The 15,177-nt window shown below is 57.3% G+C and carries 18 protein-coding genes and 1 pseudogene; 2 read left to right on the top strand and 17 right to left on the bottom strand.

Annotated features, from left to right (window positions below; translation table 11 throughout):
* Positions 1-55 precede the first annotated feature (55 nt).
* The gene (locus LAQ74_RS19960; RefSeq protein WP_224338325.1) at positions 56-1,324 is read left to right on the top strand and encodes an orc1/cdc6 family replication initiation protein; all 1,269 of its coding nucleotides are present in this window, start codon (positions 56-58) and stop codon (positions 1,322-1,324) included.
* Between the two features lie 560 nt (positions 1,325-1,884).
* On the opposite strand, the gene LAQ74_RS19955 is transcribed toward LAQ74_RS19960, so the two are convergent.
* From LAQ74_RS19955 to LAQ74_RS19910, 10 genes are all read right to left on the bottom strand, one after another.
* A complete protein-coding gene (locus LAQ74_RS19955) occupies positions 1,885-2,208 on the bottom strand; it encodes a DUF6788 family protein (protein ID WP_224338323.1) in 324 nt (107 codons plus the stop codon).
* 65 nt (positions 2,209-2,273) lie between these two features.
* Positions 2,274-2,813 carry a hypothetical protein gene (locus LAQ74_RS19950; RefSeq protein WP_224338321.1) on the bottom strand — a complete coding sequence of 180 codons (540 nt, stop codon included), beginning with the start codon at positions 2,811-2,813 and terminating at the stop codon, positions 2,274-2,276.
* Positions 2,814-2,947: 134 nt separating this feature from the next.
* Entirely contained in the window at positions 2,948-3,874 is a 927-nt protein-coding gene (locus LAQ74_RS19945) for a M78 family metallopeptidase domain-containing protein (protein WP_224338319.1), read from the bottom strand.
* A gap of 81 nt (positions 3,875-3,955) precedes the next feature.
* Positions 3,956-4,957, bottom strand: a complete 1,002-nt coding sequence (locus tag LAQ74_RS19940; protein WP_224338317.1) for a DUF6610 family protein — start codon at positions 4,955-4,957, stop codon at positions 3,956-3,958.
* Positions 4,958-5,134: 177 nt separating this feature from the next.
* The gene (locus LAQ74_RS19935; RefSeq protein WP_224338315.1) at positions 5,135-5,554 is read right to left on the bottom strand and encodes a hypothetical protein; all 420 of its coding nucleotides are present in this window, start codon (positions 5,552-5,554) and stop codon (positions 5,135-5,137) included.
* Between the two features lie 81 nt (positions 5,555-5,635).
* Positions 5,636-7,051, bottom strand: coding sequence for an ATP-binding protein (locus LAQ74_RS19930; RefSeq protein WP_224338313.1), 1,416 nt, complete (start codon positions 7,049-7,051; stop codon positions 5,636-5,638).
* A gap of 153 nt (positions 7,052-7,204) precedes the next feature.
* Positions 7,205-7,426 carry a DUF8129 domain-containing protein gene (locus LAQ74_RS19925; protein ID WP_224338311.1) on the bottom strand — a complete coding sequence of 74 codons (222 nt, stop codon included), beginning with the start codon at positions 7,424-7,426 and terminating at the stop codon, positions 7,205-7,207.
* A gap of 71 nt (positions 7,427-7,497) precedes the next feature.
* Positions 7,498-8,169, bottom strand: coding sequence for a winged helix-turn-helix domain-containing protein (locus LAQ74_RS19920; RefSeq protein WP_224338309.1), 672 nt, complete (start codon positions 8,167-8,169; stop codon positions 7,498-7,500).
* Between the two features lie 40 nt (positions 8,170-8,209).
* Positions 8,210-8,488, bottom strand: coding sequence for a DUF7389 domain-containing protein (locus tag LAQ74_RS19915; RefSeq protein WP_224338308.1), 279 nt, complete (start codon positions 8,486-8,488; stop codon positions 8,210-8,212).
* A gap of 19 nt (positions 8,489-8,507) precedes the next feature.
* Positions 8,508-8,912 (bottom strand): DUF6166 domain-containing protein, encoded by a 405-nt coding sequence (locus LAQ74_RS19910; RefSeq protein WP_224338306.1) that lies wholly within the window; start codon positions 8,910-8,912, stop codon positions 8,508-8,510.
* Between the two features lie 122 nt (positions 8,913-9,034).
* Between LAQ74_RS19910 and LAQ74_RS19905 the strand changes: the two genes are divergently transcribed.
* On the top strand, positions 9,035-10,399 hold the full coding sequence (locus LAQ74_RS19905) for a restriction endonuclease (protein ID WP_224338304.1): 1,365 nt from the start codon (positions 9,035-9,037) through the stop codon (positions 10,397-10,399).
* Positions 10,400-10,438: 39 nt separating this feature from the next.
* Here LAQ74_RS19905 and LAQ74_RS19900 read toward each other — a convergent pair whose 3' ends face one another.
* The 7 genes and pseudogenes from LAQ74_RS19900 to LAQ74_RS19870 all read right to left on the bottom strand — a co-directional run bounded on the left by LAQ74_RS19900 (position 10,439) and on the right by LAQ74_RS19870 (position 15,090).
* A complete protein-coding gene (locus LAQ74_RS19900; protein ID WP_224338456.1) occupies positions 10,439-11,389 on the bottom strand; it encodes a helix-turn-helix domain-containing protein in 951 nt (316 codons plus the stop codon).
* A 44-nt stretch (positions 11,390-11,433) separates the two neighbouring features.
* Positions 11,434-12,015 (bottom strand): annotated as a pseudogene (locus tag LAQ74_RS19895) (hypothetical protein).
* 57 nt (positions 12,016-12,072) lie between these two features.
* Complete coding sequence (locus LAQ74_RS19890) at positions 12,073-13,143, bottom strand: metallophosphoesterase family protein (RefSeq protein ID WP_224338454.1); 1,071 nt, start codon at positions 13,141-13,143, stop codon at positions 12,073-12,075.
* A gap of 78 nt (positions 13,144-13,221) precedes the next feature.
* Positions 13,222-13,617 carry a DUF7567 family protein gene (locus LAQ74_RS19885; RefSeq protein ID WP_224338452.1) on the bottom strand — a complete coding sequence of 132 codons (396 nt, stop codon included), beginning with the start codon at positions 13,615-13,617 and terminating at the stop codon, positions 13,222-13,224.
* Between the two features lie 77 nt (positions 13,618-13,694).
* Positions 13,695-14,060, bottom strand: coding sequence for a DUF7568 family protein (locus LAQ74_RS19880; RefSeq protein WP_224338451.1), 366 nt, complete (start codon positions 14,058-14,060; stop codon positions 13,695-13,697).
* Positions 14,061-14,069: 9 nt separating this feature from the next.
* Positions 14,070-14,561: a DUF7995 family protein gene (locus LAQ74_RS19875; RefSeq protein WP_224338458.1), complete on the bottom strand. Its 492-nt coding sequence runs from the start codon at positions 14,559-14,561 to the stop codon at positions 14,070-14,072.
* A gap of 106 nt (positions 14,562-14,667) precedes the next feature.
* Entirely contained in the window at positions 14,668-15,090 is a 423-nt protein-coding gene (locus LAQ74_RS19870; protein WP_224338449.1) for a DUF8025 family protein, read from the bottom strand.
* Between the last annotated feature and the right edge of the window lie 87 nt (positions 15,091-15,177).

Raw genomic sequence — 15,177 nt, 5'->3', positions numbered from 1 at the left:
TCAATCACACCGAGGGTGGATAACCTATATGTGAATGGGGCGAATTGGTCCGTCCATGACAAACAACGATTCCACGCAAACAACCGTCGACGAGATCTTAAATATCGATGAAGGAAATAGCGAAGACGGGTCGGACATTTTTGAGAAACCGTGGTTGCTCGAGATCGATAACGTTCCTGACGCCAATCGGATCGTCGGTCGGGACGGTCACATCACGTTCTTGGCGAAGAATCTCCGGAAAATGCGGACAAATAGCGTCCCGGATAACGTCCTGGAGTGGGGTGAAACCGGGACGGGGAAGACACTAGTTGCCAGACACGTCTGTGAGCGACTCGAGGCAGCAACTGAAGGAACGGAGTCCCCGATCGTTACTGCATACATTAATCCGGATCCCATCTCTACGTATACCTCCACCTTCCGAAAGATCGCAGAGCAGGTGAACGCGAAAGCAGAGAGCCCGCTCGACGTCCCCTATCAGGGCCTCTCAGCAGAACATTATCGGGATCAGAAGTTGTGGCCCGTTGTTCAGAGGGAGTTCTCTGGCGGTCTCGTCGTCATTATCGATGAGATCGACAAGCATGGGGAAGTCAACGAAGTACTCTACACGCTTTCACGGGCACAGTCAAAAGACGACGTTGACTTCCCAGTCGTTACAATCGGAATTTCGAACGACATCGAGTTCAAAGGAGAAATCGAGTCACGGGTTCAATCGACTCTCCAGCCAGAACACCGAACGTTCACGCCGTACGAAGAAGATCAGCTTATCGCAATCCTCGAAAATCGACGAGACGCATTTTACGACGGTGTCCTCGATGACGAGGTGATTCCAACAACAGCTGAACTCGCAGCTGAAGAACACGGTGACGCTCGACGCGCAGTCCGATTGTTCCGGAATGCAGGCGAGATCGCTGATGAAGAAGGCGACGACGTCGTGACAGCGGAGCACGTTTTCGAAGCTGACGAACTCGTTGAAGTTGAGCTCTTTATGGAGATGGTGAAAGGGACTCCGTTGTCGGGAAAGCTACTCCTGTTTGCTCTCACACGTCTTGACCGGAATAACCCGGAGAAAGAATGGTTCCGGACGTCAGAGATTCACGAGGTCTACCAAACAGTAGCACGGGATGTCGAAGTAGAGCCCAAGGGGTACAATCGTGCGCTCGAACTTCTGAACAAGCACGTGACGACTGGAGTTCTCGAATCGAAAAAGAAGGAAGGCGGAGATCAGGGGAAGTTCAGGTCGTATTCGCTCCAAGGAGACGTAGAGAGTACACGAACTGGACTGATTAACTCAACACCGGAACTCCAGACGTTGATGGGATGGTGACACCCCCACCCCTCGGTGTGAATGGTCCCCCATAGGCTACGACGGTTGTAGAGACAGAGCCGGACTCGATCTGTAGAAGCTGTCTCGTTCATCTGAAGAGCCTATTACGGCACGGAGAGCGGCTTACACGTTCTGCTACAGTAGCTGACCCGATCCGCTACTGCACCGCAGCTGTAGTTATCTTTATTATCCAGTAGTCTAAACAATCCACCAAGTGAGCATTTTCTAAGAGGCGAGGCCTCGTGCCGAAGCCGAAGCTTCGTCGCTGAGGCGAGAACTCTCCCTACAGCGTGAGGGCTTCTGTTGTTAAGGACTTCTTAATCGCGGTACCCTAGGTGGTGGACCATTCACACTGAGGGGTGTGGGGGTAAACGAGGCGTAATCTATCCACGTGTTGCTCTGCCTTCTCTCGGCGTGAAGTCTCGTCAGAGAGTGGCGGTTGATAGCCCATTCACACCGAGGGGTGTGGGAGTGAACTGATCCCATTCACACTCTGGGGGGTGTCATCTGCTCCGCTAGGAATCGCGCTGTAACAAACTTCAGGCTACATTCAATCTCGTCTACTCGTCGGGATTTACCGGCCCTTTGTACTTCGACGTCACCGAATCTCCTTCCCGCCACTGCCAGTAGTAGTAGCGGTTGTCGTTGATCTCCTTGATTGTGATCGTCGCCTTCGCCGGAACGTCATCAGGAAGGTCCTCTGGTCGCTCTTCGACCTCCTCATCCTCCTCGTTTTCAGCTAGCCGTGCCTCCCGCTCGCGATGGTCAGCAAGCTCCTCGGCGAATCGAGCGACTTGTCGGAGTACCTCCGGGGATTGCTCATCAAGCTTCGAAGCGATGTCTACTGGGACTTCTCGAGGTGGATCTGGTGGAGAATAGGACATAGGTCACGACTCTATTAACCAACGTTGTGGGCCGATATCTTAGAACTGTTGGTTAATTCTCCCGTCTACTCAATCGAGAACTCCTCGATAACCCCCACCGTAGTTTGGAGTTTCTGCCGTTCCTTCACGCGTTCTTCGATCTCTTGCTCCAGCTTACGAACTTCCGCTGAAAGCTGTTCGACCACGTCCGTCGTTTCCGGGAGACGGCCATCAGGACGAGGGACGTTCCCACTTCGAACTTCGAGATCGGCTCGCCGTAGATGCTTACACCCACCGCTTGGATTCCGCTTTTTGAAATCTGGACACGTACACGTCTTACTCGCGATGTCGACTTCGTAGATGTTCCCTGACTCCGATTGCACCTCGTAGATTCCTCCCTTCTGGAGTAGCGAGACGTCCATCTCTTCGGTTCGAGCTCGCTTTGTGCGAGGCTCGAGTTCCTCCTGAGACGGGTCTTCGCCAATGGTGGGTTGTTGAATAGCTTCAGTAGGTGGCGAAGCTGCAGGAGTGGATGCTACAACCCCACCATCAGGAGAGTACACCCGCTCTTCGTGTTCTGTTTCATCTTTGTTCCGTGTCTCGACGTCGTCAGTTCGTTCGGTCATGATTTCGGCTGAATCGACGTGACGAGTTCGCGCACGCCGTCGCCCTTCGACGGCGTGAAAACCCGTTTTTCAACGCACCCGGACTTCACTCGATTAGTTTCGACTGTGACGAGTTCCAGAGGTTGTCTGAATCGTTATTCCACGAGTGACCCAATGATCTCCTGAGCAGTGGAACTGATTCGACCGAGGCGCTCTTGAATCGCTTCCGGGTCATCGCCTTGCCACGCAGCGAGATAGAACGCAGATCCGCTCGTGTCGAGTCCGAAATACCGACCGACAATGTACGCGACGGCTTCTGCTTCGACCTCTCGTTTTGCCCGTTCGGGTTCATCCCCGATACCGAAATGGAGCAACGCGTGGGCGTACTCGTGAATCAACGTGACAGCGAGATCTGCCTGATTCGATCGGGCTATCGCTTCGACGACTGGCTGGAGGTCGTGTAGGCTCCGGTACTTACAGACTCCCTTCGCGTCGCCATGGTCCCAGTCGTCAGCATCGACAATGCGTACCGTCACACCGAGTTCATCAGCTGCTCCTTTGAGCGCTGGCACCAGGTCGTCGGCGTCGCCCATCGCTGCAGTCTCCAGTTCGGGAAGCGGTTCTCCGTCGGTTTGGGAGACGTCGAAGACTGGTGCTGGTTTGAACCCGACAAGGCCTTTCGACCACTCATCCGCCGACGTCTCGTTGTACTCACAGCCGATTTTCTCGTGGTAGCTGGGCGAATTCTCACACTCGGGACATCGCTTGGTGATGATCGGAGCCCAGATCCAGATGGCCTGTTCGCCTTCCTGGACGTGTCGATCGAAGTCGTTTCGCCACGTATTGTAGCCTGCGACCTTCGTTGCCTCTGGATGCTGGAGCTTGATCAGGAGCGTATTTCGGTGCGAATAGTCGTGGAAACGACTCTGGACATCCAACCACTCCTGGAACTCCTCACTTGCTTGTGCATCGTCGACGCGGTCGACGAGGTCGTCGATCCACTCTTCGATGGTACTGTGCATCTCGTCGTGTCGGGTGTCGGTCTTCTCGAACGAGACCGACGAATCACTACTCGTAGCCATGGTTTTCAGGACTGGAATTATCGCAACTGTGCCGATTCAGATCGCGCCGCACCCCTTGGGGCGCAAAAAACAGCTCGCTGCTCAGGCTGGCGGGAAGTAGACGCTTTGTTCGCCGGCTAGCTCTTCGAGCTGGTTCTGATGCCGATGCGTGAAGTAGCAGTCGTAGGTACAGTACCCACAGATCTCTCCCGTATCGTACTCTGCTACGAAGGGACCTCGTTCAGTCGTCCAAACGTTCACATCGCACTCAGTACACGCTGCACTCTCGATATCACTCGGTGACGGGCCGCGATACTCGAACTCGATGCTGTCTTCCTTCGTTGTCGATTCGGGCCATACGCCTCGTGCCTGCCAGAATTCTCGAACCTTCGCGAGACTACATCGGACCGTTTTTCGGATCGTCATGTGCTCGGCGTCGCGACCACTGTCGTCCCACCCGCTAGCTGTCCAGAACTCGCCGAACTGTGCGCCACGGTGAAGACCATTCCAGTCGAGGCCGACGATATCTGCGGGTGGATCCTCCGTCAGTGTGGGACGGGTGAACTGCTTAATGACGTCCAGTTGTTTCGGCGGACTCCCTCCAAGTATGTGGACGCGACGACCACGCCAATCGCTCGGCTCTGAGAACTCGTGAGCGAGCCGATCGGCGTATCCCCGGGAGTACCCGACGACGAGGTCATCAGGGATCGCGTGAATCGCGCCACGGCATTTGGGGACGATGACGAGGTCCGATTCTGGGTAGCTTCCTTGGATCTCGCGAGCAGCAGCGACGTATGGGTCCACCTCGTCGATTCCGTAGGCATCACCAATCACCCCGACCTGGGGTTCGTGCTCAAAAAAGCGCTCGACGTACCGATCAAGGTCTGGATTTCGAAAATCGTTATCGAGCATCCCGACAGGCAACTCTAACGCTTTGAACTGCTGCTGTTGGTAGGTACAGTCCTCCCGAAATCCGGTGAGAAAACCGAGTCCGAGAGCGTCAAAAGCAAACGGAACTCGATGGAGGAACGCCACGTGGTCAGCCTGCCGAGCAGCTGCAATTTCGCTAGCTGCGTTGCTGGTCGTACTCGCAGTGAGTGCCATGATGAATCAACGCGGGAACTCTCCCCGCGCCCCTCCTGGGGGAGAAAAACGGCTCCCGGCGGCTAGCCGTTAACCAACATCGGTTGCTACCGGATGAGTTCTGTTGGTTAATCGGGCTGGTTCCCTGTGGGGGCTGCTACGTTGTCGGCTCAGCAGAGATACCTCGCAGATCTCAGTTCAGTAAGGGAGGTAGTCCGGCGCGATATCCCCGGTCAGTACACTACTCTCGAAGGCGTCGCTTTCGCTGCCCTCGAGGTCAATGATTCGATAAACTGCATCACCGCTCCAGTCACACTCCTCGCTCGAACACACCGCGCTAGCCAGGGCTCCGTTCTCTGTATCGAGATGGACGCTCTGGAGATTGAGTGGCTCGCTACAGAGTGGGCACGTCGCCGGAACTTGCGCATATCGGTAGCCCGTACTGATGTCGATGTCATCTTGCTCAGCGTCGATGCCACGAAGCCCTTCGACGAGATGGCCGACTCGTGAACGGAACTCGGTGAGAAGCGCGTTGCGGACTTGCTCGTCGACGGGGAACTCGGCGCTATCGAGAGTGATCGTTATTCGATACGCTGACGTCTTGTTGGAGCCTTTCATTTGGGTCACCTCTGGGGGACGTTTGATTCCCCCGCACCCCTTTGGGGGAGAAAAACTATCCCCAGCTGTTACCCTCCGGCGTTAATGGGTGGGTCCACTCTCGAGAATGGCAACGATATCGGAGAGATCGAATAGCCGGAGATCATCACGCTCGTCTGCAGCTTCCTCGACGGAGCGTTTGAACCCAGAGCGGCTGAACAAGGCGAATTCATACGTCGGCTCACCACCTCCGGTGGGTGTCCAATCGATTTGCTCCACGTCGTCTTCGAGGTCCGCGAGCACGTCATAGCCGAGGGGGGTGTTGGTAAATTTCGCTTCGCCAGCGATCAGCGTTGACTCGTCAGTTGGTGCGACGACATCTACTTCCTGGCCCTTGTACCACCACTGGCTTGGCACCTGTGTGAGCTGGTAGTCTGCATAGAGCGCCGGCACTGCCTGGTGACAGAGCGATTCGAACGTTTCGCTGACGAAGTCGGGCAATTCCGGTTCGATGAGATCTGCATAGGCGTTCTCGCCGTAGAGTTCGTACTGTCCCTCGCGGCCGTAGAGATACCGGAAGTAAAACCGGAATACGGGATCTCGAATCTTGTATCGAGTCCGCTTGCTGCGCGCCGGATCGGCGAGTGCCGGATGATGTTTCTCGATGATCTGGAGGGTTTCCAGCCGGTCGAAGTAGTACGACGTGTTGGTGCTCTCGATGCCGGCTCCCTGGGCGATCTCGTTTCGACTGCGGTTCCCGCTGGCCATCGACTCCAGAACCGAAAAATACGTGTTCACCTCGTTGAGCTCCATCTGGAGGACGGTTTCGGGCTCGTCGTGGAGTGGGCCATCCGGGTCGCACAGCAGCCGCGTGATGTTCTCTCCGAGGCTCTGTGATGGATCGAGCGGGCTGAGATATCGGGGTGTGCCGCCGAAGACGCCATAGACGAACACCCGTTCTTCGGGATCGTACGTCGGCACGAACTCTTGGATGGAGCGAAACGGCAGCTGGGTGAGTTCGAGGCGGCCATTCGGTGTCTGGGACACCCGGCCGTAGAGTGGCGCACCGCCGTCGAGGACGTGGGTATGGATCATGCCGATTGCAGAGCCTGTGAGTACGAGCGTCGCCTGACTCTCGTCGACAGCTGTATCCCACAGATGTTGAATGACAGAGGGAAGTCCCTCGTTCGATTCGATGAGGTACGGGAATTCGTCGATAACGATGATGGCGTCTCTGTCGGTGAGATACGTTAAGAGCGGTTCCCACTCCTCTTTGACGGCCGTGATGTCGGGATAGGTCGACGCTGCTGCCTCGACGAATCGCCTGAGCTGTGTCGTCGCTGTCCCTTGGACTGCCTGATAGTACACGGCATCGTCGCGGTCGGCAATCGATTGGCGGACGAGTTCGCTCTTGCCGATCTGGCGGCGCCCATAGATGATTGCGAGTTCTGCAGTGCCACTCTCATAGAGGGTCTGCAACCGATCGAGTTCATCGATACGATTGACGAACTGGTCCATACCTCCCGGTCGTGGCGGGAGATACATATGTGCTCCGAAGTTAGGAACCAGACTATAATAGTCTGATCTATAATATTCTACTCCCTAATACGGTGGGTCAATCATTCGATCCTTCTTCTACTAAGGCTCCGACAGACATCCCGGAATGTTCCGTTAGTCGTCCTGTGAGCGGATTTCGCTGGCCCGCTGTTCAAGTCGGCGGAGGATCTGGATGCGCTGCTGATTCGCGTTCTCGTAGGCGACGCAGGCTCGGAGTGTCTCCATGTTATGAATAGTCGCGATACCAGCGTTGATGAGTCGGGTGTTTGGTGGTTCGAGACGCTGTTCCGGTGTGAGACCGTCTGATTCGACGGATAGATTCGATGAGTCGCTCATTTTGTTCGCCTCCGCTCTCTCAAGGCGACAAAAACAGCTGCTAGGCCACTCCCGGTCGAAGAAATTCCTTGTCAGAACTCTACGTTAGGTGGACGGTAGTTCGCGTCAGTGTCGACGCTGTCGTACATGCGGCCGAGCATGTCGAGTGCTGACTGGAAGTGCGCGTAGTGCTCGTTTGCGAACGCTACGGTTTCTTGGAGGGAGATAACGGGCCGTCCGTCGACCATCTCGGCCTCGATCTGTGGCCGCGGCTTGAGTACCACCTGAATCGCACTATTGAGGTCGTCAGCGGGCTGGCGATCCTCTGCAGTCGGGATTCCGAATCGATCGAAGAACTCCGCCCAGGCGTCGAGTTCGGATTCGTGGACGGCGATGAACAGCGGATAATCCCCCGGATCGCGAGCGACCTGGTAGCCACCGCGGGTCCAGACGTAGACTGCATCGATGCCGGTATAAGCATACTCCATCCCCGCGAATTGGGGGAGGACGTACGCCTCCGAGATCGACGGTGGCGAGGTGTCTGCTGCCGCCGTCAGGAACTCGAGACTGGCGTCTCGGATTGTCTGATCGACGAGATGGAGTCCATCGTCGTACACGACGTATCCCGCCTCTTCGAGGCGATTCACGACGCGCCGAATCGTCTCCCGGTTCTCGTCGATCTTCCGCGCGATGCCGGAGATGGAATCTCTTGGGTCGAGGGCGAGGATGACCTTGAGTTCCTTCTCACCGCACACTTCGTACATCCTGCGGCTACACAATTCTGTGCAATAGTCAAAAGAAGTACTATTCGTGTGGGTCGGCTGGCTGGATCTGGCGAGTGTCCTCAGCGAGGTCGTGGATATACTCGCGGAGGGTTTCCATATCCTCGCGGGCGTCTTCGAGCGTCTTACCCTTCACTTTGGCCGTGATCTTGTCTTGGTCGCGGGTGCCAGTACCGCGAGTGAGTTTGACGGTGAGTGAGACGCCGACATCGCTTCGCTCGACGTACTCGGTTGGTGCCTGACGCTCACGGTTCTGCGGCGATTCTGCGCTTGTACGAGGCTGCTGGGTGTGTTCTGACATTGATTGCTCTCTGTGACCGTTAGTTGACGGACGGTGCGACTGGATCGTCGACTATCTCACGAAGGGTGGCACCTATCTCGTGTCCGGTGAGTCGCCAGCAGTTGTCGGATCCTGTACACTCTAGCTGGCTCACCACTTCGGTCTTAAACGCCTTGTACTCCGCCAGTGCCACCTCTTCATCGTCAGTGTAATCGAGCAGGAGGGCAAGTGCGAGTTGGGCCGGCCCGCTGCCACCATATCCCCATTCGAAGCCCGAAGGACTGTGATTCGCCAGCTCGAGACTCCGCTCTGGCGTGAGCTGTTCTTGGTCCGATTGCTTCTCGACGATGGCGCGGCCTCGACGACGGTAACCGACGTAGATGACGTCGGGATCAGCCGAGGTCCGTGACTGTACGTGCGAATGTGGGTCGCTGATTCCACTCATAGGTTGGTTCGCGGGAGGCTCGTTCGATCACCCCCGCACCCCTCACGGGGGTACATAAACAGGACGGGGCTGCGTTCGGCAACGTATTTGACAGTTGCAACGTACTGTCCAGGTATATCGGGATGGCTGTACTGGACGATCTCTCAGGGTTCGAGTTCGAGGACGTGATAGAGGACGTCTTCCGCAATCTCGGCTACGAGAACGTCCGTCAGGCCGACCGAACCGCCGACGAGGGTCGCGACGTCATCATGGAGGAGGTCGTGGACGGCACCCGGCGCGCGATCATCGTCGAGTGCAAGCACACGGGGACAGTCGGGCGGCCGGTCGTCCAGAAGCTCCACTCGGCGATCGCGACGTTCGACTTCGACGGCCCCAAACGCGGGATGGCCGTCACAACCGGCCGGTTCACGAATCCCGCCGAGGAGTACGCTGCACGCCTCCAGCAGAACGACGATCCCCATCCCATCGAGCTGCTTGACGGCGAGGACCTCCGGGAGATCGCCGACGAAATCGGCCTCGACCTCTACAACGGTCGCATCGAGATTCTCTGCGACGAGACACTCCGCCCCTATGACCCGGCCGCCGACGTCGACGCGCCCGTCGAAGAGGCGTTCCGCGACATCGTCAACATCGAGGCCGCTGACCTCCCAGAACCACATTCGGCGGTGACGTTCCGCCCGGTGGTCGCGGTCACCGCCGACACGAACGCTGTCTTCGAGACGTCGGTGGGCGTCATCCACCGGATCAACGACTGGACTCGATTCGTCGCCCACGCCGAACGCGGGCAGCCGCAGGTCGTCGACGAGGACGTCGCGACGTTGGTCACGGAGAACCTCCACGCGACGGTCGATCTCGACACCGAGCAATTCGCGGAGGTGTTCGACGACGTCGAGGAGAACCGGTTCGGCCAGACGCAGACCGAGTACAAAGAGTGGGCCGTCGAGCGGCTCCAGCAGCACCACACGACGACGGTCACCTACACCGGCGACAACAACGTCACGTACAACAAAACCTGTGAGCCGAACCGCTCGGATATCTCCGTCCAGTCGATCGAACCAGTGTGCCTTCCCGAGGTTCGACACACCACCGACATCCAGGAGTACACCTATCCCTACGAGTACTACGCGGCAGGCCCGTCACGAGTAACCGCCGAGGACAGGATCCATCGGTGTGTCCACTGTGACGCGAGCGGCGTCGATGAGACGTACACCTACTGTCCGAACTGCGGGGCAATCGCTTGCACTAGCCACACGAAAACGGAGCGGCTGGAAGGTGAGCCGGTTTGTACGGGGTGTGCGGTGACGGAACGGTTCGCACTGAAGGCGAAGTACTTTTACGACGAGAAGAATCTCGAGTCGTTCCGAGAGGAGTACGCCGAGATGCCACTCCACGAGAAGGCAATGGAGAACAAGCTGCTGGCTGGCGGGAGTGTGGTTGCGACCCTGTTAATCGTCCTCGGCGTTCTCTTAATCGGCGGCATCATCTAATCCGTCGCAATTTTCCGCCGGGCTGCGGTGTTGTTGTTGTTACGAGACTCCGTACTGCTCCTTGAGTGCCATATATTCGTCCTTCTTCGGGAGGATGACGGGCAGATCATCTGTCCTGTCGAAGTCACCTTGAAGTGGCCGATACAACACTTTCACAGTAGGTTCCAGGTCGTACCACTGTGCGGTCTCGACGAGTGTCTCCTGATCGATATCCTCCGCCTCGATCAGCAGCATCGAATAGCTGACTCGCCGGGATCCGCTATCGAGAAGGAGCGTATGGCACACGGCTTCAGCAGGCGTTAGCTCCTCGTCTGGAGCATACCAGAACGGAGGCTCGCCGGCGAGGAAAAACTGTAGACCATACGCTGCAAACCGGCCCAGTCCGGTCATCTCCCAGCCTGGAGCTGCTTGGAGCGCGTCCGTATCCTCAGCGGTCTGTACGCGGACGAGGGATCGCTTCGGATCGCACCACGCGATCGTGGCGCTGGGGGCGATTTCCCGGACTCGTGCTCGATGTTCGTGCTCTATGGCGGCCCGAGCGAACGCCAACAGCGGCGAGACCTCGTCCCGGAGGGCGTACTTTGGATCGGATCTGGAGAGTAACGCTCGGTGCTTGAGCGGTGATAACGTGCTATGGGCACCTTGTCGGGTGATTCCGAGCCGGTCTGCGATATCAGCGATGTGTCGTGGCCTATCGAGGTACCAACACACGCGGAGGGTGGCTGGCGAGAGCAGTTCTGTCCAGTCTACGTGGCTGAACTCCGACTGGAGCGTTCGATACGCTTCGGTGACGGGATGTTCCGCGATGCGGGCTCGACGCTGATTGCTGGGGCCACGGTTTTCTGCGAGCAATCCCGCTGCGAGCAATTCGTCGAGTACGTCGTACAAATGTTCTCGTGAGTACTCGGTTTCAGCCGCGAGTTCCTTCGGAGTTGCTTCACGGCCGGTACTCAGCGCGTCAAGCACGGCGAGTCCGGCCTTCGTAATCATCTGGGTCTTTCTAAATCCTAACTATATAAATACGATTTGGGATTTTACTTGACGACTGCTTCGTCCCGAACCAGTTCTGTGAGCGCGTCCTCAAGCGACCCGTAGAACTGCCAGCTGGCCTGCTCGAAGGCCTCGTCCGTTGGGCCGTCTTAGCGGGGGAACACGGAGTGACCGCTCACTTTGACTGTCCACTCGGTCGGCTCGTCGAACGAGTTCTCCATCGGGAGTTCCACGACGTAGAGGAACTCCTCGCCGCCGTGAATGCCGTCAGCTGGATCCTCGACACCGTGGCCCAGCAGGAACAGCGGCTGGTCGAGGTGCTCCATATTGGATGGCTCAAGGAGGTCTGCTAGCTGCGCTGCGTCGATCGTTCGATTTGGCCCCCCATCCAGATACAGACCGACCGTTGAGAGCTTGTCGAGGAACACGAACGCCGCTGCCGTGTAGGCTGATCCTCTCTCGGCGCGGGTCGCATCGAGCAGTTCCTTCAGCCGGACGAGATCCTGAAGGACGCTCGTCGGGTAGCCGTCCGAGTGTCGGTACAACTGTGCGACCCGGTCCGCATCGTTTGGTTCGTCGTCCTGGTCGACTCGTTGGACGAATCTGAGTTGACTTCGTGTCGACATAAACACCGCCGGCACGTGTGCGCCGGCACCCGTCGCCGGCGCAACAACAACCAGTTCTCAGAGAGGGTGTCGTGTGATGCCGTCAATGCCGCTCCTAGTCACACGGAGGAGCCACGTTGACGGGTTGTTGTCTTCTTTCCCGCTATTGATTGGTGCTGGTGCTCCGGTAACAAGGACGGGCGTTTGGAACTCGTCAAGCGTGCCCTGTTGACCGACGTGCATGTGTCCGGAGACGATGAGATCAATTTCAACGGAGGTTTGTTCAATAGCCTTCCGAAAATCTGCTCCCCTCTTTTGATGTATGTGGTACCCGTTTTCATTCCGGACGGGGTATGGAGTATCGTGGACGACCAATACATTCGCGTTTGAAAGTACTGATTGAACCGAGGCTTCGAGCGGCTCGCCCGGGAAGCTATCGTGGCTGTAATCGATCCCGAATAGCGTAACGCCTGCTTCCCCTACTGATTCTCCATCGTTGGAGAGACGCTCAATCCCTGATGTATCGTTAGTTGCTCCATCAACTGTTCGACGGCTAGCAGGCTCATCGTGGTTCCCGTAGATGTAGTAGAACGGAATATTGAGCTCTGAGTTGAGAGCGTCTATCACAAAGGACCGGTCTGCTCCGATAGCAACGTGATCGAAAATGTCCCCGGCGTGGACAATGGCATCAGCGTCTAGGGTGTTGGCCTGATCCATTACCGCTTGGAAGCGATCACGAGCGTCGAGATCTTTGGCACCTTTTGCTTTCTTATCACGGCGACGATGCCGATAACCGGCGTGGGTGTCGCCGACAATCAAGAGTCGCGTCGCGTTGTCATCGGCCGGACCGAGTTCAGTTACTGTCAGATCCTTCGTACTGTCGAGCTGGTAGTGTCGACTTCCACCCTGTGACCAGTACCTTCCTCGGACGTCTTTCAGTTCGTACCGGTGACCTTCGGTAAGCGAAAGGGAGAGAGAATGCGTCGACCAGATTTTAAGAGAGATTGTCTGTCCGTCTGCATCCTCGACTGTAACTTCAAAATCGAGTTTATTACTACTGGAGGGCGAGACCTCTCGAACGAGGACTGTGATAGGATTAGAAAGACGGTCATTACGAGGGAGATCATCTCGAGTAAACATTAACTTCATAGATAGATGGCAGGACCGAGTACTTAATCGATGCGAGTACTCTCTGTGACTCGGTTTTAGATTTGCAGCAGTGCTTCGCTAAGCCAAATGAGAGACCTCTGAAGGTTCCTCGACATCGTCGAACTCACCACGTTCGACCGGCTCCCAGTCCTCATCTGGCTTCGGACTCCACCAGTCGACCTCATAGTCGCCTGGGGCACCGAGGACCTTCACCCGCGCCGACCCATCCGGAAGATCGCGACGGAGCTTCTCGTCGACGTGGAGGTTCCACGTCGAATCGGTGTCGAAGCAGGCGAGGACGGCCTCCTCGTAGCCGCGTGTCTCCCGTGACTCTTGCAGTTTAACCTGCGTATTGCAGTTCTTGCAGAACATCCCCTCGAAGGTAATGTGACTGAATATCTCGTGCCCGCAGACCGGACACCAGAGGAACTCGAACAGTGCTTCGCTGTGGCGGTCGATGACTTCCAGACTCATCTATGGATCTGGCCCGATTGAGACGGGCCACCCATTCCGGCCCAAAATAAACGTCACCGTAGATACGCACCCATCAATCAGCGCTCGGTGCCGTACACGATTCGCGAGGGCGCTTCGTACCCGCAGTCGGGACAGTCGAACCAGCGCTGTACTTTCGCGCCGTCAGCTGCTTTCTCACCGACGAGGACGTCGCCGTTCGGACACTCGGGACAACTCAGTTCGGGCGCTGGCCGTTCGCGGAGCTCTTCACGGAACGATTTCGCGTCTTTTGTCTCGTACCCTCGCGACCACACTGGGTAGCCGTCGACGAGGATTGTGCCACGCCACTTGTAGCGGTACGAGTCCGGTGCTCGGTGTAAGACAGCCCGAGCGCCGGTCTCGGCATTCCGGTATACGAGTGTGGGAGTGCGGCTCTCGCGCTTCCAGTTTATGATTCGAGCCATCTGTTTCTGTTAGAAGTGGACGTCGGCGGGCACGATCCAGAGCTCCTCGCTCTCCTCCAGCACTCGATCCAGCTGCTCACGGTGACGGATACCGTTCGCATATTCGTTGTACAGGAAGATCGTTGGCCCGTCGTAGGCACCGACCTGGTGGAACGCGTGCCGAGCGAGATCTTCGTCGCGCATAATCTCCTCGTCGGAGTGTTCGTCAAGTGCTTCCCTCACCCGTTCGAGATTCCGCTCGAACTCCTCTTTCGTCGCCTCCCAGCCACGCTCAAGCAGGTCTTGGCCGTCATCGGAGTCGACGGGGGCTGCAGTCGGTAACTCACCCCATCGCGCCTTCCCCGCAACGGACGTGTCCTCCTCATCGAACGTCACGTGGTAGTCGAAGACGGCGCCGGCATGTGGGTCCGCGCCGACTAGGCGGTCGAACACCGTCTTTCCGGTAGCCAGCGCGTCGTCGTACGTCAATTCGTCTACCAGGGCGTAAATTACCATGTGCATCTCGAACACCTCGAAACGCCGACGCACCGGGAGTGATTGCTCGCTCGCTCCTGCTGCGCCGGCACCCATCGCCGGCGCACGAAAAACTCGCTACGGGAGATCGCGTTCAGGAATCGGCTGTCCGCTCGACGGTGATTGTCAGGTCGCCTGATTCGTAGTCTGCTTCGAAATCGACGCTGAACGCGTCGGATTCGTAGGCGGCGTGGTAGGCACGGTGTAGTTCGAGCGTCCCGGTCGCCTTGAAGTGGAAGAATGCAGCCGAGGTGTAGGGCTTGCTCTTGGTTTCGATCTGCGTCTCGACAGAGGCTGAGAGTGCGATTTGCGGTGTATCAGTATCGATGCTCGCCGCGAACGCCTTCGCCTCCTCGACGGTGGCCTGCGAATGTGCGGGCGTCTTGCCGGTCAGCACGTTCACCGGCGTCTCGGTATCATCGGTGAACAGGACATCGTGGAAGGTGCGTGTCCCGAGGACTGCGTCGGGACCTAACTCGCAATCGTGGAATGGATCGTCGTCTGGTTTCTCGGGCATCAAATCACGAGCCTACGGTGGGGCTCACCCATTCCTGTCCCTGACAAACAGCAGCTGCCACGAAGTAAGCCAAACCACAGTAGATTC

It is taken from the genome of Haloprofundus halobius, from assembly GCF_020097835.1.
GTDB classification, from domain to species: Archaea; Halobacteriota; Halobacteria; order Halobacteriales; family Haloferacaceae; genus Haloprofundus; species Haloprofundus halobius.
Note: the sequence above shows the minus strand (reverse complement) of the source record. Positions and strands in the feature narration are given on the sequence as shown.

Excerpts from the sequence above, each read along its gene's own strand:
- LAQ74_RS19960 (WP_224338325.1), top strand. The coding sequence starts at position 56 with ATGACAAACAACGATTCCACGCAAACAACCGTCGACGAGATCTTAAAT.
- LAQ74_RS19955 (WP_224338323.1), bottom strand. The coding sequence starts at position 2,208 with ATGTCCTATTCTCCACCAGATCCACCTCGAGAAGTCCCAGTAGACATC.
- LAQ74_RS19950 (WP_224338321.1), bottom strand. The coding sequence starts at position 2,813 with ATGACCGAACGAACTGACGACGTCGAGACACGGAACAAAGATGAAACA.
- LAQ74_RS19945 (WP_224338319.1), bottom strand. The coding sequence starts at position 3,874 with ATGGCTACGAGTAGTGATTCGTCGGTCTCGTTCGAGAAGACCGACACC.
- LAQ74_RS19940 (WP_224338317.1), bottom strand. The coding sequence starts at position 4,957 with ATGGCACTCACTGCGAGTACGACCAGCAACGCAGCTAGCGAAATTGCA.
- LAQ74_RS19935 (WP_224338315.1), bottom strand. The coding sequence starts at position 5,554 with ATGAAAGGCTCCAACAAGACGTCAGCGTATCGAATAACGATCACTCTC.
- LAQ74_RS19930 (WP_224338313.1), bottom strand. The coding sequence starts at position 7,051 with ATGGACCAGTTCGTCAATCGTATCGATGAACTCGATCGGTTGCAGACC.
- LAQ74_RS19925 (WP_224338311.1), bottom strand. The coding sequence starts at position 7,426 with ATGAGCGACTCATCGAATCTATCCGTCGAATCAGACGGTCTCACACCG.
- LAQ74_RS19920 (WP_224338309.1), bottom strand. The coding sequence starts at position 8,169 with ATGTACGAAGTGTGCGGTGAGAAGGAACTCAAGGTCATCCTCGCCCTC.
- LAQ74_RS19915 (WP_224338308.1), bottom strand. The coding sequence starts at position 8,488 with ATGTCAGAACACACCCAGCAGCCTCGTACAAGCGCAGAATCGCCGCAG.
- LAQ74_RS19910 (WP_224338306.1), bottom strand. The coding sequence starts at position 8,912 with ATGAGTGGAATCAGCGACCCACATTCGCACGTACAGTCACGGACCTCG.
- LAQ74_RS19905 (WP_224338304.1), top strand. The coding sequence starts at position 9,035 with ATGGCTGTACTGGACGATCTCTCAGGGTTCGAGTTCGAGGACGTGATA.
- LAQ74_RS19900 (WP_224338456.1), bottom strand. The coding sequence starts at position 11,389 with ATGATTACGAAGGCCGGACTCGCCGTGCTTGACGCGCTGAGTACCGGC.
- LAQ74_RS19890 (WP_224338454.1), bottom strand. The coding sequence starts at position 13,143 with ATGAAGTTAATGTTTACTCGAGATGATCTCCCTCGTAATGACCGTCTT.
- LAQ74_RS19885 (WP_224338452.1), bottom strand. The coding sequence starts at position 13,617 with ATGAGTCTGGAAGTCATCGACCGCCACAGCGAAGCACTGTTCGAGTTC.
- LAQ74_RS19880 (WP_224338451.1), bottom strand. The coding sequence starts at position 14,060 with ATGGCTCGAATCATAAACTGGAAGCGCGAGAGCCGCACTCCCACACTC.
- LAQ74_RS19875 (WP_224338458.1), bottom strand. The coding sequence starts at position 14,561 with ATGCACATGGTAATTTACGCCCTGGTAGACGAATTGACGTACGACGAC.
- LAQ74_RS19870 (WP_224338449.1), bottom strand. The coding sequence starts at position 15,090 with ATGCCCGAGAAACCAGACGACGATCCATTCCACGATTGCGAGTTAGGT.